Source organism: Massilia sp. P1_C10, assembly GCF_056406475.1.
The window spans coordinates 66919-89296 of sequence record NZ_JBFUAC010000011.1; the positions used below are offsets into that span (position 1 = coordinate 66919).

19 protein-coding genes are annotated in these 22378 nt (G+C 63.9%); 10 read left to right on the plus strand and 9 right to left on the minus strand.

All coding sequences use genetic code 11. The features are described 5' to 3' along the window. Nucleotides 1-27 precede the first annotated feature (27 nt). The 3 genes from AC1D02_RS20255 to AC1D02_RS20265 are packed head-to-tail and all read right to left on the minus strand — an operon-like array spanning nt 28 to nt 928. Nucleotides 28-276, minus strand: coding sequence for a hypothetical protein (locus AC1D02_RS20255; protein ID WP_477320228.1), 249 nt, complete (start codon nt 274-276; stop codon nt 28-30). Nucleotides 277-336: 60 nt separating this feature from the next. Beyond that, a complete protein-coding gene (locus AC1D02_RS20260) occupies nt 337-612 on the minus strand; it encodes a hypothetical protein (RefSeq protein WP_477320230.1) in 276 nt (91 codons plus the stop codon). 37 nt (nt 613-649) lie between these two features. Next, complete coding sequence (locus AC1D02_RS20265) at nt 650-928, minus strand: hypothetical protein (protein ID WP_477320232.1); 279 nt, start codon at nt 926-928, stop codon at nt 650-652. 343 nt (nt 929-1271) lie between these two features. Between AC1D02_RS20265 and AC1D02_RS20270 the strand changes: the two genes are divergently transcribed. Beyond that, nucleotides 1272-3323, plus strand: a complete 2052-nt coding sequence (locus AC1D02_RS20270; RefSeq protein ID WP_477320234.1) for a serine/threonine protein kinase — start codon at nt 1272-1274, stop codon at nt 3321-3323. 2 nt (nt 3324-3325) lie between these two features. Here AC1D02_RS20270 and AC1D02_RS20275 read toward each other — a convergent pair whose 3' ends face one another. Continuing rightward, nucleotides 3326-4483 (minus strand): formylglycine-generating enzyme family protein, encoded by a 1158-nt coding sequence (locus AC1D02_RS20275; RefSeq protein ID WP_477320236.1) that lies wholly within the window; start codon nt 4481-4483, stop codon nt 3326-3328. Between the two features lie 153 nt (nt 4484-4636). Here AC1D02_RS20275 and AC1D02_RS20280 point away from each other — a divergent pair, with 153 nt between their 5' ends. Genes AC1D02_RS20280 through AC1D02_RS20305 form a run of 6 tightly spaced genes read left to right on the plus strand, consistent with a single transcriptional unit; the run spans nt 4637 to nt 11790 of the window. Next, nucleotides 4637-5062, plus strand: a complete 426-nt coding sequence (locus AC1D02_RS20280; RefSeq protein ID WP_477320238.1) for a DUF4399 domain-containing protein — start codon at nt 4637-4639, stop codon at nt 5060-5062. Between the two features lie 48 nt (nt 5063-5110). After that, entirely contained in the window at nt 5111-5533 is a 423-nt protein-coding gene (locus tag AC1D02_RS20285; RefSeq protein ID WP_477320240.1) for a DUF4399 domain-containing protein, read from the plus strand. Between the two features lies 1 nt (nt 5534). After that, entirely contained in the window at nt 5535-7481 is a 1947-nt protein-coding gene (locus tag AC1D02_RS20290) for an HD domain-containing phosphohydrolase (RefSeq protein WP_477320242.1), read from the plus strand. Then, nucleotides 7469-8872 carry an efflux transporter outer membrane subunit gene (locus AC1D02_RS20295; RefSeq protein WP_477320244.1) on the plus strand — a complete coding sequence of 468 codons (1404 nt, stop codon included), beginning with the start codon at nt 7469-7471 and terminating at the stop codon, nt 8870-8872. The genes AC1D02_RS20290 and AC1D02_RS20295 overlap by 13 nt, the downstream gene beginning before the upstream one ends. Continuing rightward, on the plus strand, nt 8856-10439 hold the full coding sequence (locus AC1D02_RS20300; protein ID WP_477320246.1) for an FHA domain-containing protein: 1584 nt from the start codon (nt 8856-8858) through the stop codon (nt 10437-10439). Before AC1D02_RS20295 ends, AC1D02_RS20300 begins: the two co-directional genes overlap by 17 nt. After that, nucleotides 10420-11790 carry a beta-barrel domain-containing protein gene (locus AC1D02_RS20305; RefSeq protein ID WP_477320248.1) on the plus strand — a complete coding sequence of 457 codons (1371 nt, stop codon included), beginning with the start codon at nt 10420-10422 and terminating at the stop codon, nt 11788-11790. Before AC1D02_RS20300 ends, AC1D02_RS20305 begins: the two co-directional genes overlap by 20 nt. A 71-nt stretch (nt 11791-11861) precedes the next feature. Here the strand turns inward: AC1D02_RS20305 and AC1D02_RS20310 are convergent, their stop codons facing one another. The 5 genes from AC1D02_RS20310 to AC1D02_RS20330 form a co-directional block, all read right to left on the minus strand. Further along, on the minus strand, nt 11862-15068 hold the full coding sequence (locus AC1D02_RS20310) for a DUF3427 domain-containing protein (RefSeq protein ID WP_477320250.1): 3207 nt from the start codon (nt 15066-15068) through the stop codon (nt 11862-11864). Between the two features lie 428 nt (nt 15069-15496). Further along, nucleotides 15497-16114 (minus strand): tetratricopeptide repeat protein, encoded by a 618-nt coding sequence (locus tag AC1D02_RS20315; protein ID WP_477320252.1) that lies wholly within the window; start codon nt 16112-16114, stop codon nt 15497-15499. 277 nt (nt 16115-16391) lie between these two features. After that, nucleotides 16392-18020, minus strand: a complete 1629-nt coding sequence (locus AC1D02_RS20320; protein ID WP_477320254.1) for an ATP-binding domain-containing protein — start codon at nt 18018-18020, stop codon at nt 16392-16394. A 75-nt stretch (nt 18021-18095) separates the two neighbouring features. Continuing rightward, entirely contained in the window at nt 18096-18272 is a 177-nt protein-coding gene (locus AC1D02_RS20325; protein WP_477320256.1) for a hypothetical protein, read from the minus strand. Next, nucleotides 18269-18694, minus strand: coding sequence for a hypothetical protein (locus AC1D02_RS20330; RefSeq protein ID WP_477320258.1), 426 nt, complete (start codon nt 18692-18694; stop codon nt 18269-18271). The genes AC1D02_RS20325 and AC1D02_RS20330 overlap by 4 nt, the downstream gene beginning before the upstream one ends. 277 nt (nt 18695-18971) lie before the next feature. Here AC1D02_RS20330 and AC1D02_RS20335 point away from each other — a divergent pair, with 277 nt between their 5' ends. From AC1D02_RS20335 to AC1D02_RS20345, 3 genes are all read left to right on the plus strand, one after another. Further along, complete coding sequence (locus AC1D02_RS20335; protein ID WP_477320260.1) at nt 18972-19964, plus strand: fatty acid desaturase family protein; 993 nt, start codon at nt 18972-18974, stop codon at nt 19962-19964. 322 nt (nt 19965-20286) lie between these two features. Then, nucleotides 20287-21588 carry a cation:proton antiporter gene (locus tag AC1D02_RS20340; protein WP_477320262.1) on the plus strand — a complete coding sequence of 434 codons (1302 nt, stop codon included), beginning with the start codon at nt 20287-20289 and terminating at the stop codon, nt 21586-21588. A 55-nt stretch (nt 21589-21643) separates the two neighbouring features. After that, on the plus strand, nt 21644-22045 hold the full coding sequence (locus tag AC1D02_RS20345; RefSeq protein WP_477320264.1) for a hypothetical protein: 402 nt from the start codon (nt 21644-21646) through the stop codon (nt 22043-22045). Nucleotides 22046-22378: the final 333 nt, after the last annotated feature.

Consider the following 22378-nt stretch of genomic DNA (forward strand, 5'->3'; position numbering starts at 1 on the left):
GGGCTGGAACGGCTGGGCTGCGCGAAATTACATCGCGTGGCCGGACTTCCATTCGGCGGCGGCATAGTTCATGTCGTACCCGCCGAACGACGCGCCGATCACGCCATTGTTGTTGAGCACGTTCACGCCCACTTGCTGGACCTGCACGAACTGCTGGTTGAGCGCGACGTTGACGTTCACGTCCGGCATGAAGCCGGCGCCGCCGCGTACCGAAGCCATGGCGGCCTGGTCGAGCGCGGTGCTGCGCGACAAATCCTGAATCCTGATCGATGACATGGTGTTCTCCTGGATGTGTAAGTTGCGATGGAGGCGCCGCGGCCTCCATCGCGGCGCGGCTTAGCCAAAGATGTTGTTCTGGCCGTTCTGCGACGTGGTGTTGGTGGCGCTGACGCAGTCCAGGAAGGCCGAGCCGTTGGCGACGGCGTTGGTGACGTTCTGCACTTGCACCATTTCCTGCGCGGCGTGGATCGACGAATCGTAGCTCGGCGAGTAATCCACATTGCCGACCTTGTAGCTTGGCGAATTCATGCTCCAGCCGCCGCGCACGGCCGCCATTGCTTTGCCGTCGAGTTCTTCGGTACGGGCCAGGTCTTTGATGGTCAGGGTTTTCATGATGAGTCTCCAAGTAAGAAGTGAGGATCGATTTGGCTCAGGCGCCGAAGATGTTGTTCTGGCCCGACTGCGAAGTCGTGTTGGTCGCATGCACCCCGTCCAGGAAAGCCGAGCCGTTGGCGACCGCGTTGGTGACGTTCTGCACCTGCACCAGGCTCTGCGTGGCGGTGATCGAAGAATCGTACGATGGGACGTAGTTGACGTCGCCGATCGTGTAGTGCGGCGAGTTCATCGACCAGCCGCCACGGACTGCAGCCATTGCTTTGCCGTCGAGTTCTTCGGTACGGGCCAGGTCTTTGATGGTCAGGGATTTCATGGTGTTTCTCCTTAATGGTCAGTTTGGGTTGGTGAGCATTTCCTTGCGCTCACCGGACATACAGCAGGGACCGTGCCAGCTCGCGCCGGCGCTCCGCTGCCGCATCCAATCCATTGATTTAAAAGGGAAGTATTCGATCGTCAATGACAGATAGGAACGCTGTCGGCAAGCGCGGAGTGCGGCCAGTCCCAACGGTTTTCGGGGCGCTGTTTGCCTGCGCCCAACAACAGCGCCGCGCTGAGGGCGGCAGTCCTTGATCATCATGGTTTACATGCTAGTCTCAACATGAGTGTGTCGCGATTTGAATGCGCGAAGTCCTTGCGCGGGAGGGACCCGGAAAAAGATGGAAAATCTTGCTCACGCCATTCGCCAGCTGCAAAGTGGCGCGTTGGGGCGCACGGAATTTTTTGTCGAACTGGACCGCGAGCTCGCGTCGGCGCCCGGCAGCGCCGTGCGCCTGCTGGAAGTGCTGAGCCAGGAGCAGGCGCGCCTGAAGCTCCCGACCGAACTCTACGAGGAAGTGCAGCACCACATCGAACGGACGATGCGGGCACGCCAGCGCGTCGACGGCGACGACACCTTCGTCCGCACCAAACCGGTGGACCCTGCTTCATTTTCCCCGCCGCTCGACGATCCCGAAGACCAGGAGACTGAACCGGAACGCATGAAGGCGGTGGGCGACACGCTCAACGGCCGCTTCGTGCTCGAGGAGTGCATCGGCTTCGGCGGCATGGGCACGGTGTACAAGGCGCTCGACCTGCGCAAGCTCGAGGCGTCCGACCGCAAGCCCTACATCGCCATCAAGGTGCTGAACGTCCAGTTTCGCGGGCACCCGAAATCGCTGATCGCCTTGCAACGCGAAGCGCGCAAGGCGCAAACCCTGGCGCATCCCAACATCGTGTCGGTCTACGATTTCGACCGCGACGGCCAGGTGGTGTATCTGACGATGGAATACCTGTCCGGCAAATCGCTGAGCCAGATGCTGCGCGCGCCAAGCTTCACCGGCCTGCCGTTCGCCGAAGCCATGCACATCGTCGACGGCATGGGCAAGGCGCTCGCGTATGCGCACGAGCGCGGCTTCGTGCATTGCGACTTCAAGCCGGGCAACGTCATCGTCACCGACAAGAACGTGGTCAAGGTGATCGACTTCGGCATCGCGCGCGTGTTCCAGAAAGCCGAAGAAGAAGTCGACGTCACCGTGTTCGATCCCGGCAGCCTGGGCGCGCTGACGCCGGCCTATGCGAGCCCCGAGATGCTGGAGCATCTCGAACCCGACCCGCGCGACGACATCTATGCGCTGGCGTGCATCACCTACGAACTGCTGACCGGGCGCCATCCCTACAACCGCATGTCCGCGCTGCAGGCGCGCGCCGCGGGAATCAAGCCGGTGCAGCCACCACAGCTTGGGCGGGCCAGCTGGCGCGGCCTGAAATGCGGCCTGGCGCTGGACCGCGCCACGCGCACGCCGACCGTGGCGCGTTTCGTCAGCGAGGTATCCGACCAGGACCATGGCAAGCGCAACATGACGCTGGCGGCGTCCGCCGCGGGCGCCGTCGCGATTGCCGTGGCGGGCGTCACGGCCTGGCACTATCTCGGACCGGGGCGCGGCGCCGCGCCCTCCCAGGCGTCGGCGCCCGTGCAGCAACCGGCCGTCGCACCGGCGGCGTCCGCCCAGGCCAGCGCGCCAGCCCCCGCCGTCGCGCCGCCGCCGATGCCGTCGCTCGACGCCGTCGCCTCGGCGCTGGCGGCAGTGCCCTGTTCGGCGCTGCTGGCGTCGGCGACCGGACGGGCCTTGCGCGTCGAGGGCTACCTGGCAAACGATTTCAGCCGGGCGCGCCTGAGCGATACGCTGGCGGCGATCCCGGGCGTATCGACCGTGGCGCTGGATGTGCAAGCGGTGGCGGCAAACACCTGCGGCGTCATCAGCACGCTGGGTCCTTACTGGGCGGCGCACCGGCGGGCGGGCGGCGGCGCCACCATCCGCCTCGCCGTGCCGAACGCGCGGCCCGGCAACGTGCTGACCGAGGGCGACTCGCTGATGGTCGACATCACCACCGCGGGCGCCGAGTCGTTCGCCACCGTCGACTACTTCGACGCCGACGGCAATGTGGTGCACCTGCTGCCGAACGCGAAGGCGCGCGACAACCGTGCGCCGGCGCGCTACACCGCCACCGTCGGCAGCCTTGGCAACTGGATGATCGGCCCGCCATTCGGCAATGAGATCGTGGCGCTGGTCACCACGCCGGCGCCCTTGTTCGAGGCGCTACGTCCCGAGGTGGAACCCGGCGCCGACTACCTGCGCGCGATGGAACAGCGCCTCGCACGCGCCGGCGCGGGGGCAGGCAACATTGCTGTGGACTTCGTGCAGATCAGCACCCGCGCACGCAAGCGCTGACCCTACCGGATGTTCCGGGCCACCCGGAAGCCATTCTGCGCGTGGCGCACGCTCGCGTCGTATTTGAATCGCGACGACGACACCATGTAGGCCGCGCCTTCGCGCCAGGAACCGCCGCGAATGACTCGCACGCTGCAATTGGGCGCATCCCATGCCTTCGCATCGGAAGGGGCGTCCTTGAATGAATTGTGCCAGCAGTCGGCGACCCATTCCCACACGCTGCCGTTGACGTCGTACAAGCCCCAGGGATTCGGCGCGAAGCTGCCCGCCTTGCCCGGCGTGTCGGCGCGCCATGGCGGGCCGCAGTCCTTGCAGTTCGCCTTGCCGGCCGCCATCTGCTCGCCCCACCAGTAGCGCGTCGTGGTGCCGGCCCTCGCCGCGTATTCCCACTCCGCCTCGGTCGGAAGCCGGTACGCCTTGCCGGTGGTCGTCGACAGCCACTTGACGTAGACCTGCACATCGTCCCAGCTGACATCGCGCACCGGCGAGGCCGGCGACGGATTCGACGCCGCCAACAGGCGCGGGCAGGCATTTGCGTCGGCGCAGGCGTTCCACTGCGCCACCGTGACTTCGTATTTGCCGATGGCGAAGGGCGCGCTCACCGTGACCGCATGCGCCGGCTTTTCGCTCGCATCGCTCGAATTGCTGCCCATGGTGAACGAACCGGCGGGAAGCGAGATCAGCACGGGGCACGCCGGGCAGTCGGTGATTTCCGCGCCCGCCTTCGCCGGCGGACCCGCCGCGAGCACCGGCGGCGGCATCACCACCGCGGGCGCCTTCGGTTCGGGCCTGGCGGCAGCCGGCGCCGCTTCGCGCGCGACCTTCGCGGGCGCCGTCGCCGCAGGGCTGGGCTTGAGGGCTGCGGCCTCCGCCGCGCCTTTCGGCGCCGCCGCGCGCAGCCGGGCGATGCGGGCCTGCGCCAGCGCCACGAACTTACCTTTTGGATAGGCCTTCAGGTAGGCCTCGTAATCGCTGACGTGGGTGCTGTCCTTGATGGATTCCCAGAACGTCATTTCGAATTGCTCGGCGCTGTTTTTCGGCACAACGCCGGCGAGCAAAACGGGCGGGTCGAACTGGCCGGACTGCCCGCCAGCAAAGGCGCCGTTCCACGAAGAAGCGGCCGCCAATACCACGCAAGCGATGAGAATTTTATGTGCCACGAGCCGGCTCCCGGTGACCGCTGCATTCAAGACGAATTCGCCTTGTAGTTTCACTTGGAGTGTGCCAGATTTAGATATGCACAGTCGCACGATGTAATGTGATTATTCAAGCACATGGTTCTTGCCCGCCGACATGCGGGGAAAGGCGCCGATATGCGCAACAGGATCGTTCAAGCCGCACTGCTGGCCGCGTTGCTGCCAGCCATTCCGGTGCAGTCGGCGCGCACGGCGGCCGCGGAAAACGCCGCGGTGTATTTCATCTGGCCCTCCGACGGCGCGGTGCTCACCAACGGCAAGTTCTGGGTGCGCATGGGATTGCGCAACATGGGCGTCGCGCCGAAAGGCACGGATGTGGCCAAGACCGGGCACCATCACCTGATCATCGATTCCGAGCTGCCGCCGATGGACGAGCCGATTCCGAACGACCGCAATCACCTGCATTTCGGCGCCGGCGAAACCGAGGCGCGGGTCGAACTGCCGCCCGGCAAGCACACCTTGCAATTGCTGCTTGGCGACATGAACCACGTGCCGCACGATCCGCCTGTGCAATCGAAAAAAATAACCATCACCGTGAAATGAGGCCGCCCGTGCCTTGATCGCGGATAGTCGGAACGAAGGGAGCATTCGATGCGCAACTCACTCGCCGCCGCAGCCATCCTTGGCGCCTTGTGGAGCGGCGCGGCGCTCGCCGCGTCCGAAGCGCCTCCCAACGCCTACTGCTACATCGGCTGGCCGAACGACGGCCAGGTGATCGCCGCCGGCAAGCCCTTCAAGGTCTGGTTCGGCCTGCGCTACATGGGCGTGGCGCCGAAAGGCGTGGCGTTCAAGCACACCGGCCACCATCACCTGCTGATCGACACCGAACTGCCCAACGCGGACGAGCCGATTCCGAACGACCGCCAGCACCTGCACTTCGGCGCCGGCGAAACGGAGACGACGCTCGAACTGCCGCCTGGAAAACACACCCTGCAGCTGCTGCTCGGCGACGAGAACCACGTGCCGCATCACCCGTTCGTCAAATCGAAAAAAATTACGGTCACCGTGAGATGAAATGGACACGCCACAGGCAATTGCAGCGACGGGCGGCGCCGTTTCGGCCTATCTGGAACTGATCGGCACCGCGGCGGCCAAGCCCACCGTGTTCCCGCTGCACGACGAGGCGGTGGTCGGGCGCGATCCGCAAGACGCGCTGGCGACCGACAAATTCATCTGCGTGCCCGAACACACAATCAGCCGGCGCCATGCGCGCATCCGGCGCCGCGGCGCCAACTACTACATCGAAGACCTGCATTCGCGCAACGGCACTTTCCTGCTCGGTCAGCGTCTGGCGCCCGGCGCCTGGCATCCGCTGCACGACGGCGACGAGCTGTCGCTGTCGTCGGCGCAGATGGTGTTCCATTCGCTGGTGATCCCGCCGCGCGAGAGCATGCCGCCGATGATCACCACCTCGGTCGATGCGACCCAGTACGCGCTGCCGCACGCCGCGCCCCCGGTGGCCGCGCCGAGCGAGCTCGAAATTTCCGTGCTGCGCCTGCACGCGATGGCGCAGGTGAGCATCGCGCTGGGCGCCGTCACCGACCGCGCCACCCTGATCGAGCGGATCATGAATTTCATCTTCGACCTGTTTCCCGCGGCCGAACGCGCTTTCATCCTGCTCAAGGCCAGCGACCGCGATCCGCCCACGCCGGTCGCCGCGCGCCGCCGCGACGGCACGGCACAGGATCCGGCCACCATCCGCATCTCGCACACCATCGTCGACGAGGTGCTCAACAAGAAGCGCGCGATCCTGTCGACCGACACCCTGTCCGACCGCCACTATTCCGCGCAGGACTCGATCGTCGCCCAGGCCATCCTCAGCGTGATGTGCGTGCCGCTGATCGTTGGCGACGAAGTGCTGGGCCTGATCCAGGTCGACACGTCGAGCGACCCGTTTGCGTTCAGCTCCGCCGACCTGGAAATCCTCACCGGCGTGTGCGCCGAAACGGCCGTCGCGCTGAAGAACTTCCAGCTGTACGCCGACATCAAGGGACTGCTGGACGGCTTCGTCAGCGCCTCGGTGCAGGCGATCGAGGAACGCGACCCCGTCACCGCCGGCCACTCGTTCCGGGTCGCCGAATACTCCGACCGGCTGGCGCGCGCGCTCGCCAGGTCGGACGATGCGGAATTGCGCCGCATCGCCTTCACCAAGGAGCAGCTGCGCGAGATCCACTACGCGGCCCTGCTGCACGACTTCGGCAAGGTGGGCGTGCGCGAGCACATCCTGCGCAAGGAGAAGAAACTGCACCACGCCGACATGCGCCTGCTCGAACAGCGCTTCCGCTATGCCAGGTCCTGCCTCGAGCGGCAAGCCTGGCGCGACCTGGTGGAGCAGCACCTGAAGGACGAACTCGGCCCGGACGAATTCCGCCGGCGCAAGGAGGGCATCGACATCGACCTGCGCACCGAAGCGGAGCGGCTCGACGCCTTCTTCGCCACCATCGTCGCGGCCAACGAGCCGGCGATCTCCGCCGGCGGCGCCGCGCCGCAGCTGCAGCCGATCCGCGACTACACCTGCCACCATGCCGACGGCGCCAAGTTTCACCTGCTGGGCGACGACGAGCTGGCGGCCCTGAGCATCGCGCGCGGCTGCCTGACCGCCGACGAGCGGCGCCAGATCGAAGAGCACGTGGTCGATTCGTATTCCTTCCTGATCCTGATCCCCTGGACGCGCGAGCTGGCCGGCGTGCCGGCGATCGCGCACGGCCACCACGAAAAACTCGACGGCTCCGGCTACCCGATGGGCCTGAAGGACGGCCAGATCAGCATCCAGACCCGCATCCTCACCATCAGCGACATCTACGACGCCCTGACCGCGCGCGACCGCCCCTACAAACAGGCCGTGCCGGCCGAGCGCGCGCTCGACCTGATGGATGCGGAATGCCGCGCCGGCCACCTCGACCCGCGCCTGTTCAAGGTGTTTGTCGAATCAAAAGGATGGGAGCTGCCATGCGCCGCCTGAGCCCGCCAATCGCCCTTTCCGCCGCCGTCCTGCTGGCCGGCTGCGCCGACGTCAGCCAGAAGCCGTACGAGCAGCCATCAGTGCCTTCCAAGGCCGGCTGGTCGCAGGCTTCGGCACGGCCGGTGTCGGCCAACGACACCATCCAGGTCGACTGGTGGAAGCAGTTCCAGGACCCTTACCTGAACGGCCTGGTGGACAAGGCCGTCAACGGCAACTTCGACCTCAAGGTGCTGGCCGCGCGCATCGGCGTGGCGGGCGCCGAGATCGGCGAAGCGCGCGCCGGCGCCCTGCCCACGCTGGACGCCGGCGCCGGCGCCAGCTTCGAAAAGAGCACCGGCCAGAATTTCCGCAAGCAGTTCAACCTCGGCACCCAGGTCAACTGGGACGTGGACATCTGGGGCAAAGTGGAAAAAGGGGTGAACGCGCAGACTGCCGAATACCAGGCGACCGAGGCCGAATGGCGCGCCGGCTACCTGAAGCTGGCGGCCGACGTGGCGACGACCTATTTCCAGATCCTGCAATTCGACGAACAGATCGACCAGCAGCAAAAGACCCTGGCCAAGAGCCAGCAGATCCTGGCCACCTACAAGGCGATGCAGCAGAACGGCTTGCTGCCGCAGACGCGCGTGCTGCAGCAGGGCGCCGAGGTCAACCGCCTGTCCAACGACCTGATCGAATTGCGCCGACTGCGCGCGCTGGCCGGCAACGCGCTGTCCACGCTGGTGGCGGTGCCGGCGGGCGACTTCGTCGTGCCCAAAGGCTACCTGCAGCAGCGCGTGCAATTGCCGGTGGTGCCGGAGGGCCTGCCATCGCAGCTGCTCAAGCGCCGGCCCGACGTGGTGGCCGCCGAATATCGCGTGCTGGTTGCGTACGAGCTGGTGGGCCAGGCCAAGCTGGCGCAGCTGCCCTCGATCAGCCTGACCGGGCGCGGCGGCACCTCCAGCTTCGCGCTGGGCAGCCTGCTCAAGTCCTTCACCTTCGGCCTGCTGCCGAGCATCAACTTCCCGATCTTCGATCCCAGCGTCAAGGCGCGCATCAAGACCAGCGAGGCGCGCACCCAGGTCGCCGAACAGCAATACCGCGCCACCGTCATGGCCGCCTTCGAGGAAGTCGAGAACGCGCTGGTCAACCTCGACGCGCACAAGCGGCAGCGGATCGAACTGCAGCAGCAGGCCGAACAGCTGCGCGTGGTGTCCGCGCAGGTCCAGGCCCAGCTGAAGGAAGGGCTGGTGTCGCAGCTGGACGTGTTCGAGTCGGAGCGTTCGCTGCTGGCGTCCGAACTGGCGCTGCTGGCCAACCACCAGCAGATCCTGTCGGACACGGTGACGCTGTACAAGGCGCTGGGCGGCGGCTGGCCACCGGTGGATGTGCGCCATGCGTCCCGCGATTGACACCGATGGCGGCCACGCGATCGCCGAGGCCAGGCCTGCCCGCGGCCAACAGCGCATGATCGTGCTCCAGCCCATCGTGCCAGCCGGGCTCGCCGACATCCGCATCGACGGCAGCCTGTTCGCCGTAGGCCGCACCGAAACGCCGTTCGATTCGTATCCTGCCGAGGTCGTGGCCGACCTGTCGCGCCGGCACGCCCGGATTTTTTGCGAGGACGGCGCAATCTACCTCGCTGACCTCGACAGCAAGAACGGCACCACCGTCAACGGTGTGCCCGTGCGGAAAACCATCACCCATCTGCGCAACGATGACGAAATCGGCTTTGGCCGCGCGCTGTCGTTCAGGCTGAAGCTGGTGGAAGGCGGGCCGGCGCCGCCGCCCACGGCCAGGCTCGCCAGCCTGACGCTGACGCCCGAATCCACCGAACACGGGCTGCAGCCGATCGTCGTCACCGAATTCCCCTTCCTGATCAGCAAGGCCGACGATGCCTTCGCGCGCTACCAGGACAGCTTCCCGCATCAGGTGAACTACCTGTCGCGGCGCCATGCGCATATCTTCCTCAAGAACGGCCGGCCCTTTGTCGAAGACCTCGGCAGCACCAACGGCACATTCGTCGACGGCGTGCGGCTCGACGAGCATGCGGTGGCGCTGGCAGAGGGCAATACCGTCGCCTTCGGCGGCCATCATTTCGTGTACCGGGTGAGCGCGCAGTGGGACGACCCGACCATCGATCCGACCGTCACCCGGCTGGCGGCGTCGCCCGCGCCGGCGATCGACACCGACAAGACCACCTTCGTCGCCGCCGCCGATTCCTTTCTCGACATATTCTGCGTCGACCCGGTGCCGGAGCCCGAGCGCAGCGACGAAGCGGAACCGACAGCCGCCGCGGACAGTGCGCCGGCGAGGCCGAAGAGCAAGGCTGCCGCCTTCATCGCCGAACTGAAGGCGGCCATGCGCGGCGAGGAGGCCAGCAAGAAGCCGGCGACGCGGATAGCACTGGCTGCATTCGCCTCCCTCGTGATCGTATCGCTCGCGGTGTACTTCTCCGGCGCGCCGGAGCGTGATGCCCAGGAGTTTCTGGCCAGCGGCGAGTATGCGAAGGCGGCGGCGGTCGCCACGCCAGCGTCGGAGCGCGATCCGGACAATGCGGTGTTGCGCAACCTTTCCACGCAGGCGCAGCTCAAGGCCAATGTGCCGGCCTGGGGTGCGCTGCTGAAGGCACGGCAATTCGATCGCGCGGCCGGCGTGGTCGCCAAAATGCGCCAGGACGCGCGCCAGAACAGCGAGCTGCAACCGCTGCTGAACGAGCTGGCGTGGATCGGCGACATCGAAAAATTCATCAGCGCGCGCGGCGGTGCGGAGGCCGCGTCGGGCAGCCCGGCCGATGCCGCAAGAATCAAGCTGATTCTCAAGCAGTGGGACGACGACACCGAACAGCACCAGCGGGCGTTTTCCACCATTTCATCGTACGTGCCCGAATTCCGCGACACCTACGCCGTCGCGCTCAGCCACGTGCGCAAGCTGGCCCTCTCGGCAGGAGGCCCCGCCAATGAACAAAAGTCTCCTTAAGCCGCTGACCGAAGCGCTGGAGGACCACAGCGCCGAAGGCATCTCGATCCTCACTGCGGAACCGTGGCGCTTCACGCGCGCGGTGGTGTACACGATGGTCGCGCTGGTGCTCACCGGGCTGGCCTGGTCCTTCTTCGGCCACGCCGACGTGATGGTCACCGCGCCCGGCACGCTGGTGCCCGCGTCCGAAGTGCGGCGGCTGTATGCGCCGATCGACGGCGAGCTGTCGAGCATCTACATCGCCGAAGGGCAGCCCGTGCTCAAGGGCGACGTCGTGGCCAGGCTGTACGCGCGCGGCGCCATCGAAGCGGCCAAGAACGCGCTCGAAGCGCGGCTCAAGCTCGAAGACGCGGAGCGCGAATGGAAAGAATTCCCCGAGAAGAAAGCGCTGATGGAACGGCGCGCCGCGGCGCTGAAAGAAGCGACCTCGGTCGAAGAGAAACAGCACGAGCGGCGCCTGGCCGAAGGCACCAGCAAGGTGACCGCGGGCCAGCAAGCGCAAATCCAGGAAGCGCGCACCAACATGGACGACGCCAGGCGCGCGCGCGACGCCGCCAAGGACGAGGCGGACAAATACGCGCGTCTGTTCGCCATGACCGGCGGCGGCGGCGTGTCGCAGCTGCAGGTCGAACAGAAGAAGCAGGCCCTGCTCGCTGCGGAGAACGCCATGCGCGTCGCCCAAGCCCGCTTCAGCGAACTGAGCGCGCGCCAAAGCCTCGAATTCACCCAGGCCAAATCGCAGCTGGAGACCAGCGGGCAGGAACTGACCAAGCTGCGGCTGCAGTCCGAATCGGCGGACCGCGAGGTGGCCAACGCCGAGGACAAGCTCAAGCTGCAAGTGCAGACGGCGCGGCTGGTGGCGGACGCAGCGGCGCGCATCAAGTTCGAAAACATCGACAAGGACAACTTCCTGCTGATCGTCGCGCCGGTGGACGGCGTGATCACCGACGTGACGTCGACGCAGCCTGGCGACAAGATCCAGGCCAACTCGCCGCTGGGCGGCATCGCCCCGAAAGACGCGAAGCCGATCCTGAAGATCGAGATCGCCGAGAACGACCGCGGCTTCCTGCGCGAGGGCTTGCCGGTGCAGATCAAGTTCAACGCGTTTCCCTACCAGCGTTACGGACTAATCAAGGGCACGCTGCAATTCATCTCGCCGGCGACCAAAATGTCGACCGCGACCAAACAGCCTGTCTACGAAGGCCGGATCGCGCTGGAGCAGGACCACTACCGCGTGGGCAACACCTCATACCCGCTGCGGTACGGCATGGCTGCCGTAGCCGAAATCGTTGTACGCGAACGCCGGATGATCGACCTGGCGTTGGATCCGTTTAGGCAAATCGGAGGGTGAGATAACCCAATTGGGTCAGGTCCGTCGGACCAGACCTTGGTTTTGTCGCTCCAGCACGCATCCTCTTGCCATTACCCCATCCGCAAAACACTAAATTGGCTGAACGCCGCAGCGGGCAGCGGCACAACAAGCTTCCAAGTGATATTCATCGGCCGGTCACCGTGACTGTCCTGAAAAATCGTCGGTCCGCACGCGAGGTACGGACTATCAGGATCGGTGCGAACAAACAGTTGATAGGACCATCCGTTCGCATTGCTGCCCACACTCTCGAGGTATTGCTTCCCGATCGGCGTTGTCGGTGCCGCGCTATTTTGGGACTGCCAATGGAACAGGTCGTGACTAACAGCGTAGTCATGATAGGCCACCGATTCGTGGTACCCGCTCCGCTTGTCGAGCGTCACAAACATCAATTCAATCTTGCGATCTTTAAGGCGCAAGACACCAGTATTGAAAAGCGGACGTGCGGTGGCGGTTAGAAATCCCACTGCAGTGAGGATCTCGTTCAGGCGATAATGCCCATGCAGGCACAGCGGTGCGAACTCCAAGCCCATAATTTTGACCGCGTGAGGCAAAGCATTCGAATCCAACACTTTGGACAACTCTGCTAACTCCCGCGCGCTGTTCGGATTCGCCAGCAAGCGCTGCACGAATGCTTTTCCGCCCCCAACCCGACTTGCTGTTCCGTCCACTTGGTACGCTAACATTTGCAGGCGCAACGATAGTTCGCCATCCACCGCCAGCTCATCGATTTCGGCATCGATACTGGCCATCAAGGATATTTGGGACGGGTCATTACTGTGCAGCAGCGCGCTAAATCGGCGGCCAAAATACTCCTCTTCTGCACCAAGATCTTGTACCGCCAGTCCAGCGGCGCGCCGCAGGGCGGCCCAACCACTGTTGCCACTGGCTCGATAGATGTCCTTAACGCTCAGGGCTTGATCGTGCAAGAACTCGGCAAGGCTGACATTTTGATGGCCTTTGAGGCTAACGTATGCCTGAAGTTCACGCGTTAATCGCGACCAATTTTGCTGAATCAGCGTGCGTAGGTTGTGCAAAATTTGCTCACGGCTTTGCCGTTGCAACTGGATGTGGCAACCTGGTGGCAGCTGATTGAATCCGTTCTCCACGCCATCGATCAACTGGCGCCGATTTAGACCGGTCATCTGCCCGAGCAAATGATCAAAGCGGAACTCGGTTGAGTACTGACCAACGAAGTCGAGAATCAAGCAGCTTTCCTTACCAGAGGACAGACGCAATCCACGCCCAATTTGCTGTTGAAACAATACTGGACTCTGGGTTGGCCGCAACAGAAGAAGCGTATCGACAGTCGGAATATCAACGCCCTCGTTGAACAGGTCGACCGTGACTAGCACACAGACCTTGCCGGCCGCGAGTGCTACAGGCGCGTACTCCCGCTCGGTTGACGACGATTGCCCTGTCACACACAGCGCGGGTATGCCCGCGGTGTTGAATTGCTTCGTCATGAATTCCGCATGTCTCACGCTCACGCAGAACGCAATCGCTTTCCCCTTACGCGGATCCGCGCAGAGACGGGCCCATTCGTTGATGATGAGGCGCGCGCGGATTTCATTGCCGGCGATGACGTTGTCGAGCATGGCCGCTTCGCCAGGCTGGCGCCATGGAATGTCACGAAGGTTGGTCGGGTCATCACATGCGAAGTATTCAAACGGCGCAAGCAGTTGCAAATCGAGTGCATGCCAAAGCCGTAGTTCTACTGCCGGGCTTCCATCAGGACGCGAGTCGAAATAGGTGGAAATTGGCCTGCCATCACTTCGCTCCGGCGTGGCGGTGAGTCCGATCAGGATGGTCGGTTTGATACGAGTCGCGATAGCGTCAAAGCTGCTTGCGGCGATTCGGTGACACTCATCAAACACGACTGTATGCCAATACGATTCGCCCCGTAGACCAAGGAGGTTCTTGCCGTGAACACTCTCAACGGTCGCGAACAAGTGGTCATGGCTATCCGGTGTGTGATTGCCGCTAAGGAGCTGACCGAAACTTCCATCGCGAAGAACTTCCCGATAGGTCTTCATCGCTTGCTGCAGGATTTCGATGCGATGAGCAATAAAAAGCAAGCGCGGTCTGCCACCGTATTTTTTGCAGATTCGCAAATAATCAAACGCTGCAACGACAGTCTTGCCAGTGCCTGTCGCCGCCACCACCAGATTGCGCATGCGTCCGTGCTCGCGCTCGGTCTGCAACTGCTCGAGCATTTCTAGCTGGTAGTTCTTGGGTTGAAGGTCGAAGAAACTGAATACGTTCGCCGGCTGCTCCGACTTTCCTCCACCTTTTTCTTGGGCGATCGCTACATCGAGTGCCGTCCGATGCTCCGGATTCCTTGGGTCGTAAAGCACAAACTCTTTGTCGTACCACAGCGTCTCGAAATGGGCTTGAGCCTGCGGGAACATCGGCCCCTGGCCGCGCTCGGCAAACTTCACCGTCCATTCCAACCCGCCCGCCAATGCAGCTTGCGTCAAATTGGCGCTACCAACGTAAGCGGTGCCGAAGCCGCTGTTACGCTCAAAAATCCAAGCCTTCGCGTGCAAACGAGTTCGCCGTCCGTCTAGCGAAATTCGCACCTCGCAGTTTGGCAGCCGCGCTAACTCGTCGACGGCTTGGGCTTCGGTAGCGCCGATATAAGTAGTCGTAAGGATGCGCATGCGTGCGCGGGATTTTCCGGCGCCGTCCACAGCGGTAATGCTATGCAAAATGTCGCGGATCTTGCGAATGCCTGAGACCGTGATGAAACTCATGAGTATATCTACTCGGTCGCTACTCGCTAACTCATGGCGCAATTCGGATAACAGTGCCGGCGACGCTTTTGCCGCGGTGAACAGCCACGGCGACGTAATCCCAGTATCCGGTACGGTCGGCGCCGTGCGCTGGCGGTGAATCGCAGTGAGTTGCTGAGGAGGACTGGCAAGCAGTCGCACATTCTCGCCGAAATTCGAGGTCGGAAATTGACGCGCGAGACGGCTTCTGAGATCGACTAGCATCGCGTTGACGAATTCCAGCTGCAGTTGAAGGCGAGTGGGTTTACCGTCCAGCTCAGCGGTCTCGTCAGACTGTTTCGGCGAAATCTCTTGAAGGACGCTCGCGAGTTGATCTGCCAGAGCGTCTGCCAACCGCCGTGCGCCATCGGCTGCCTCAAGCGATCCAAGCGTCCTGTGGCCTAACGAAATTTGCTGTGCCAGGGTTAGAGCTAAGTCTTCGGTAAGAAGTTCGTCGTAGAGACCGTCGGGTAGCAAATTCGTCATAGATATCAGAACGACAAAATTTCAGTATAGCCCGCTGTCGTTCTGATGGGAAATTATTTCGCGTGCAACACACCGCTCTTTTCCCGATTCGATGTTCTTTTCCGCTCAGCTCGGTTCCTGCGGTCTGGTCCGAACTTATTGGGATCCGTCGCGGGTAGACACGGCGACGGCGGGCGCAAGGGGAGGAACCGGAGGTCCACTGCTGATGGGCGGCTAACGGCCTACTAAGAGTACTGACAGCGAGTCCGCCAGCGCCAGCAAATAAATGGCAACGGCGGACCCAACACCGACGGCACAAGCAGCGCGGAAGAGGCGGCGGGTTTCAAGACGCTGCTGGCCGGAGGCGCAGGAATATGAGTAGAAGAGTGAAATGCCGGCTAAGACAGAGTCAAGCTCGTTCAGGGGTTTCGCCTAAGGTGCCGCCGGCATCAGGCCTTATTTTCGGCGTCGAGCGCCGCGATGATTTCGTTCATCTTGTCGATTGCAACCTGATTGCCCTTTTCAGCGGCCAAGGCATACAAGGTCAGCGCTTGCTCGAAGTTCTGCTCGACGCCCACGCCATAGAAGTACATCGACGCCAGGTTGCACTCGGCGACAGCATTGCCCTGCGCCGCCGCGCGCTGGAACCATTCGGCCGCTTTTACCACGTCCTGTTCCACGCCCTGGCCGTTGTCGTACATGACGCCTAGGTTGGTCTGCGCCGACGCATGTCCCGCGGCCGCCGCGCGCTCTAACCACTCCAGCGCTTGCGCGTAATCCTGCGCGACGCCGCGGCCGAGGTCGTACATCACGCTCAGGTTGTATTGCGCGAGGGTGTTGCCGCTTGCGGCCGCCTGCTTGTACCAGCGAACCGCTTCTTCGAAGTTGGCAGCGACGCCCGCCGCGCCCTCGTGCAGCACGCCCAAGTTGTATGCGGCGATGTCGTTGCCCTGCTCGGCCAGCGCCTGCAGCAACTGCTTCGCCTTGGCGCCGTCGCCCGCCTCGACAGCCGCGGCGGCCTCGGACAGCTGCTGGTCGACTGCGGTTTGTTCGTTTGCTGCTGCCATTGGTAAGGCTCCTGTCGGAATTTGATTCGGCGCTCGCACCGGCCGCACTTCAATGTGCAAGCTTCTACGATATCTTTCATCGTTGCAATGAAGGTTTGGCAACTTACCATGAAATGCAAATAAAATTTGCAGTAATAGATTGCAGTGCACAGAAAATCGGGTCAGGTCCGCGGGACCAGACCCCGGGGTGCGTGCTAGTCGGGTGAAGTTCGCGGTGGCGACAACGGCAGGGGCTAGGCGTCCCCGTCGCTCCGCAGGACCTGACGCTCGGCTTCGGCTAGATCCGGCGCAGTAGTTGTTCGGCGGCGCGGTCGCTCATCACCAGCACCAGCTTCAGGCGCGCGCGCGTCATGCCGACGAACAGCTTGCGGAACACCAGGTCGTCGATCTCGGCGAAGTCGATCTCCGTGAAGATCACCGCCGGCGCCGACTGGCCCTTGAAGCGGTACACCGACTCGGCCAGCAGTCCCCCATCGCGGAACACGGGATTGCCGAACACGTCGTACGCGCCCGTGAACGACTTGAGCGTGTGCGCGTCGCCCAGCGTGTCCAGTCCCAGGATCGCGGACTTCTCGCGCCCGCGGAACGAGGCGATCGCAATGTCGCTGCGCGCGAAGCCGGCGGCCAGACACAAGGTGATGGCGTGCTTGGTTTGCGCGATCATGGCGTCGGTGTCGCCGTTGGCATATACCAGCGCTTCGATGTCGGCGCCTTCGAACGGGCTGGCCGCTTCCACCGGTTCGCGCGCGTCGCCGATCGACGCGAGCATCTCGACAATCTGGCGCGGGCTGCGGTAGTTGGCGTTCGAATGCAGCGTCACCCATCCCGGCAGCGGCACCATCTCGCGCCCGTACAAGTTCTGCGTCGGGTCCTCCAGCCACGTCGCGCGCCCGCCCTCCTTCAGCATGCGCAGCAGGATGTCGCGCCACGCCACCGAAAAATCCTGGCCTTCGTCGACGATCAGCACGTCGTACTTCCACGTCTCGGGCAGGTCGGCCGTCGCCAGCGCGCTTTCCATCTCGCGCCATACCTCGGGCGAGCCGTAATCGGGCGTGATGCCGCGCGCGCGCATGAAGGCGTCGCCCAGCATGTGGAAGGTGGCGACGCGTCCGCCGTCCGGCACCAGCCGGTCGATGTGGTCGGCGAGCGGACGGTTGAAGCAGACGTACAGCGGGCGCAGGCCGGCGTCGATCGCGGCGCCGTATTCGGCCAGTGCCAGCTGGGTCTTGCCGCTGCCGGCGGTGCCGACTACGCGCAGGCGGTACGGCGCGAACTCGAGCCGGCGCGCCCACGTCGCCAGCCCGCCGGACAGGCGCGTGACCATCTGCGTGGCGCAGCCGATCATGGCACTGGGGTCGGGCCGCAGGCTGAGGGTGTCGCCGAGGAAGCGCGCGACTTTTTCGAACTGCTCGCCCGGCTCGGTGACCGGCAGCGTCTCGCGGATCACTTGCGGCAGCCGGTCCTTGCTGGTGGCGTCGATGATGTGGCGCGGGTCGATGCCGGCCAGCTGCGGGTCGCGCACGATGTAGTCGGGGCAGTACAGCAGGTAGTCGATCGACAGTTCGTCGCCGAAGCGGCGCGTCAGGCCGTCGATGGTGCGCAGGATTTCGGTGCGCACGTTGCGCGGCTTGCCGTGGTAGCTCTTGACCAGGCCTTCCGGCGTCTCGGTCAGGAAGCCGGCCTTCTGCTCGATCAGCAGGATCCGGCCGCTCGGCGCGAGCACGATGAAGTCGATCTCGCCGTAGGCCGAGAAGCCCTTTTCGACATTGGTCCAGTGGACGCCGTGGTAGATGCTGTAGGGTGCATCGGACAGCGCGGCGTCGAGCCAGGCGAGGGTTTCGATTTCGCGCGCGGCGGCGCCGGTCACGGACATTTCGCGCCAGCCGGCCGGGTGGATATGCGCCATGGTGGTCCCGTAGCTAAAAGCACCATTGTATGCCTGCTTATGCCTTGGCGACCGCGCTACGGACCTCGTGCGACTCTAGCCGGGCCTCTTCGCGCGCAGCCGCCGGCGCAGGCGCGCATTGTCGACCAATAAGACCACCAGTGTGATCGTCGATAACGCCGCGAATGCATCGTTGCCGAGGTAATGCCAGAACGCCCAGCCCAGGCTGGCGAACAGCCCGCCGACGAAAAACAGCGTGGCGATGTTCTTCATGCCGCCAATCGCGAACCATGCATGTTCGTGCTGGCGACGCGTGTTCTGCCATGCATCTCAGGACGCCGCTGCAATGTGCCCGGCAACCATTTGCGGTCTAGCTCGTATCTTCTGGCGGTGAAAATAACCTCGGCAATCGAGGTGCCTCCCGCCATGGACCGCCCGCTTGCCACAGCCAGGCTGCCGATCACCGCGCCGACGTAGAAAGCCGCCGCGCATCCTCCGACAACGCCGAGCCCCTCCAATTTGGTGCCCGCGCCGATGATCTCCCGGATGGTGACTTTGGTTCCAAACTTGTCGATCTGGCTCAGAATCGCTGCTGCATTTCCGACCGCCGCCGAAAGGCTGCCAAACAGGCCTTCCGGTGCCGGCAGTCCCAACCCTTCCATATTTTCTTTAAAGTACATGTAGAACGTCGCCATTGCAGACCTCCTTCGAATCGATTCCAGAATGAGAGGTCTACGCTATTCCATTGCGGCAACCTGATATTGAGCTAGCGCCAAGATCGAAGCATGAGCGGAGCCGACGCATAGCACCCGTTGCGCATCAATTAAGCGGCTCTGGCGCGGTGCGCATTTCTGCTGACGATAACAATTCTTCAAGAATGTGTCGTAAAAACCGCTCTTCTCTTCGTTTTGATCAGGATGCCTATCGCATACCATCACCTGATCCGATCGATTGCCCTCGTGGCCGAAATATATGAACAGCACCGTTTTGACTTACCCAGCCGACGCGGTGGCCGCGCCCACCGCCGGCGTCCTGCGCCCGGCCGTGCTGGCCGACGCCACCGCCCTGTCGCGCGAAGCCCGCGCCGAGATCATGGCGTTGTCGGGCGCCCGCCCTGTTCGCTTTGCGGCGGAGTTAGCACTCACTTGGGCCACCATCGCTGGCCTGATCGCCATCGGCGTCCACTTCGACAACCTGGCCATCAGCCTGGTCTGCGCCTTCCTGGTCGGCACCCGCCAGATGGCGTTGGCGCTGCTGCTGCACGAGCAGGTGCACCGCTTGGGCATGCGCAACAAGTACGCCGATTGGCTGATCAACGTGCTGGCCGTGTATCCGCTGATCGTCACCACCGTCGAGGACTACGCCAAGGTGCACCTGTCGCACCACAAATATTGCTTCACCGACGCCGATCCGGACTTCATCCGCAAGTCGGGCCCGGAGTGGACCTACCCGATGACCAGGCGCCAGCTGCTGGGCATCGCATTGCGCGACCTGAGCGGCCTGAACATTGTGCGCGTCATCCGCGGCAAGAAGGCCCACGCGACCACCGAATTCACCCGCCGCAACCCGACGCCGAAGTGGCTGCGCATCGGCTTTTTCGTGGCGCTGGCGACGACGCTGACCCTGGTCGGCGGCTGGAAAGTGTTCCTGTTGTACTGGATGCTGCCGATCATGACCGTCACCCAGCTGATGCTGCGCTGGGTCGCCGTGGCCGAGCACGAGTACAACATCGAGAACGGCTCGATCCACGCGACCACGCCGCTGCTGCAGCTGAACTGGTGGCAGAAGGTGGTGTTCCCCGACCTGAACTTCGGGCTGCACGTGTATCACCACATGCATCCGGGCGTCTCGTTCGGCAACTTGCCGAAGGTGCACGAGATCTACAAGCGCGAAGGGCTGGTCGACGAGAGCGCGATTTTCTACGGTCAGGGTTCTTACCTGAAATACATCACCTCCGCGAAGTGAGGGGGTGGGGTCAGGTCCTGCGCGAGCGACGGGGACGCCTAGTCCCCGTTCTTGTCGCCGCAGAATGCAAACAGTAGGGCCGATGCGAAAGCCGCGGTCCAACCCCGGGGGCAGGTTCGACGAACCTGACCCCTTTTTTACGCCGACGCACCTGCGCGGGCCGGCGCCCATGCTGAGCGTGCATCGCGGGGACAGCGCACTCAGCATGGGTGCCTGCCTTCGCAGCCACGACATTCGTAATTTCCACAGCGCGGTTCAAGCGCGCGGATGATGCGGCGCATCAATTGTAGAATCGTCATTCGCAATCGCTTGAAGGGCGCGCATGACGACTATTCACTGGTTCCTGCTGATCGGCCTGCTGATGCTGGCCCGCGGCCTCGCCGCCACCACCATCGCGCGCCTGCCGATCACCTCCGCCATCGCCTACCTGGTCGTCGGAGTCGTCCTCGGCCCGTTCGCGCTCGGCATCTTCCATTTCGATCCCGTCGCCAAGTCCCACATCCTGGAAGTGGCGACCGAAATCGCCGTGCTGATCTCGCTGTTCTCGGCCGGCGTCAAGATGCCGGTGCCGATCACCCTCAAGCGCTGGTCGCCGTCGATCCGCCTGGCCTGGCTGTCGATGTCGATCACCGTCGGCCTGGTCGCCGCCTTCGCGTACTTCGTGCTGGGCCTGCCCATCGGCGCCGGCGTGCTGCTCGGCGCGATCCTGGCGCCGACCGATCCGGTGCTGGCCACCGACGTCCAGGTGCGCCACGCCGGCGACTACGACACCCTGCGCTTCACCCTCACCTCCGAGGCGGGCATGAACGACGGCTCGGCCTTCCCGTTCGTGATGCTGGGCCTGGGCCTGCTGGGCGCCAACGAGCTGGGCGACTACGCCTGGCGCTGGGCGCTGGTCGACGTCATCTGGGCCACGCTCGGCGCGGTGGCGATCGGCATGGCGTGCGGCGCCGCGCTGGGCCGTCTCGGCTGGGCGCTGCGCAACCAGGAGCCGAAGCACGAGGTGCTCGACGACCTGGTCGGCCTCGGCCTGATCGGCGTGGTCTACGGCATCTCGGTGCTGTTCCACGCGTGGGGATTCCTGGCCGTGTTCTTCGCCGGCCTGGCGCTTCGCCACACCGAACTGGTGCTGGCCGGCGCGCACAAGAACCGCCAGGGCCTGCTGGTGCCGGACGATCCGAAGGCCGACCCGGCCAACGACCAGGTGCCCGATCCGGAGACCACGCCGCTGACCGTCAGCGGCGAATCGCTGGTGTTCAAGGAGCACCTCGAGCGCCTGTCGGAGCTGACGCTGGTGCTGCTGCTGGGCGGCATGCTGACCTTGCAGGCGTGGAACTGGCGCACCTGGGGCACGGCGCTGTTCCTGTTCGTGGTGGCGCGGCCGGTCAGCGTGATGCTGGGCCTGGCGGGCAGCGGCGCCTCGACGCGCGTCAAGCTGATCGTCGGCTGGTTCGGCGTGCGCGGCATCGGCTCGCTGTACTACCTGATGTACGCGATCAACCACGGCATGCCGGCCGGCCTGGCGCGCGACATGATCGACATCACCGCCATCGTGGTGGCGCTGTCGATCGTGGTGCACGGCATCAGCGTCAAGCCGCTGATGGACCGCTACTGGCGGAAGTAGTGGCTGATATACTGCGCAAGGAAAAAATGAACAACAACGCATCCACGGGACATCCATGAAACGCCGCCATCTGCTCCTCCTTGCCCCCCTGCTGCTGGACGGCTGCGTGAAGCAAAACACCAGCTACATGATCGACGGCCCGAGCCACGCGATCACCCTGCGCGCGGAGCAGGAATATTTCTGGAACGATGCCATCGAGGTGCGCATGGTTGCCACCCACCTGCCCGACTGCCAGCGCATGTTCCCGATGACTACCATCCCGGTCGGCGAGCTCGACGTCGAGCTGTACAGCGCCGGCGACAACGTCTATTCGCTGCGCATCGGCAAGCAGGTGATGCGCATCGAGACCGCGTCCTGCACGCGCCTGACCGAGCCGACCACCGCCGAACTGGGCGAACGCCTGGGCGCCTTCAAGCTCAACGCCGACAAGAAACTGGTGTTCGAGAAAGCGCGATGAACCCAAGCTGAGCGTGGCGCTGCTGATCGGCTCGCTGGTGCTGATTCCTTAGATTGTCGTACCAGCGAAGGCTGATACCCATGCTGCGATAGAGAATCCGTTGCGCCTCTCTTTGCCGACTCGGCATGGGTACCAGCATTCGCTGGTAACGACAAGCGTTGATTCAAGCGGCGGCGGGGTATTCGCCGACCCGCTTATCGGCTCGCTGGTGCTGATTCTTTAGATTGTCGTACCAGCGAAGGCTGGTACCCATGCTGCGGTAGAGAATCCGTTGCGCCTCTCTTTGCCGACTCAGCATGGCTACCGGCATTCGCTGGTACGACAAGCGTTGAT

Excerpts from the sequence above, each read along its gene's own strand:
- AC1D02_RS20325 (WP_477320256.1), bottom strand. The coding sequence starts at position 18,272 with ATGAAGAACATCGCCACGCTGTTTTTCGTCGGCGGGCTGTTCGCCAGC.
- AC1D02_RS20295 (WP_477320244.1), top strand. The coding sequence starts at position 7,469 with ATGCGCCGCCTGAGCCCGCCAATCGCCCTTTCCGCCGCCGTCCTGCTG.
- AC1D02_RS20330 (WP_477320258.1), bottom strand. The coding sequence starts at position 18,694 with ATGGCGACGTTCTACATGTACTTTAAAGAAAATATGGAAGGGTTGGGA.
- AC1D02_RS20300 (WP_477320246.1), top strand. The coding sequence starts at position 8,856 with ATGCGTCCCGCGATTGACACCGATGGCGGCCACGCGATCGCCGAGGCC.
- AC1D02_RS20315 (WP_477320252.1), bottom strand. The coding sequence starts at position 16,114 with ATGGCAGCAGCAAACGAACAAACCGCAGTCGACCAGCAGCTGTCCGAG.
- AC1D02_RS20285 (WP_477320240.1), top strand. The coding sequence starts at position 5,111 with ATGCGCAACTCACTCGCCGCCGCAGCCATCCTTGGCGCCTTGTGGAGC.
- AC1D02_RS20340 (WP_477320262.1), top strand. The coding sequence starts at position 20,287 with ATGACGACTATTCACTGGTTCCTGCTGATCGGCCTGCTGATGCTGGCC.
- AC1D02_RS20335 (WP_477320260.1), top strand. The coding sequence starts at position 18,972 with ATGAACAGCACCGTTTTGACTTACCCAGCCGACGCGGTGGCCGCGCCC.
- AC1D02_RS20260 (WP_477320230.1), bottom strand. The coding sequence starts at position 612 with ATGAAAACCCTGACCATCAAAGACCTGGCCCGTACCGAAGAACTCGAC.
- AC1D02_RS20255 (WP_477320228.1), bottom strand. The coding sequence starts at position 276 with ATGTCATCGATCAGGATTCAGGATTTGTCGCGCAGCACCGCGCTCGAC.
- AC1D02_RS20265 (WP_477320232.1), bottom strand. The coding sequence starts at position 928 with ATGAAATCCCTGACCATCAAAGACCTGGCCCGTACCGAAGAACTCGAC.
- AC1D02_RS20305 (WP_477320248.1), top strand. The coding sequence starts at position 10,420 with ATGAACAAAAGTCTCCTTAAGCCGCTGACCGAAGCGCTGGAGGACCAC.
- AC1D02_RS20280 (WP_477320238.1), top strand. The coding sequence starts at position 4,637 with ATGCGCAACAGGATCGTTCAAGCCGCACTGCTGGCCGCGTTGCTGCCA.
- AC1D02_RS20320 (WP_477320254.1), bottom strand. The coding sequence starts at position 18,020 with ATGGCGCATATCCACCCGGCCGGCTGGCGCGAAATGTCCGTGACCGGC.
- AC1D02_RS20345 (WP_477320264.1), top strand. The coding sequence starts at position 21,644 with ATGAAACGCCGCCATCTGCTCCTCCTTGCCCCCCTGCTGCTGGACGGC.
- AC1D02_RS20310 (WP_477320250.1), bottom strand. The coding sequence starts at position 15,068 with ATGACGAATTTGCTACCCGACGGTCTCTACGACGAACTTCTTACCGAA.
- AC1D02_RS20290 (WP_477320242.1), top strand. The coding sequence starts at position 5,535 with ATGGACACGCCACAGGCAATTGCAGCGACGGGCGGCGCCGTTTCGGCC.
- AC1D02_RS20270 (WP_477320234.1), top strand. The coding sequence starts at position 1,272 with ATGGAAAATCTTGCTCACGCCATTCGCCAGCTGCAAAGTGGCGCGTTG.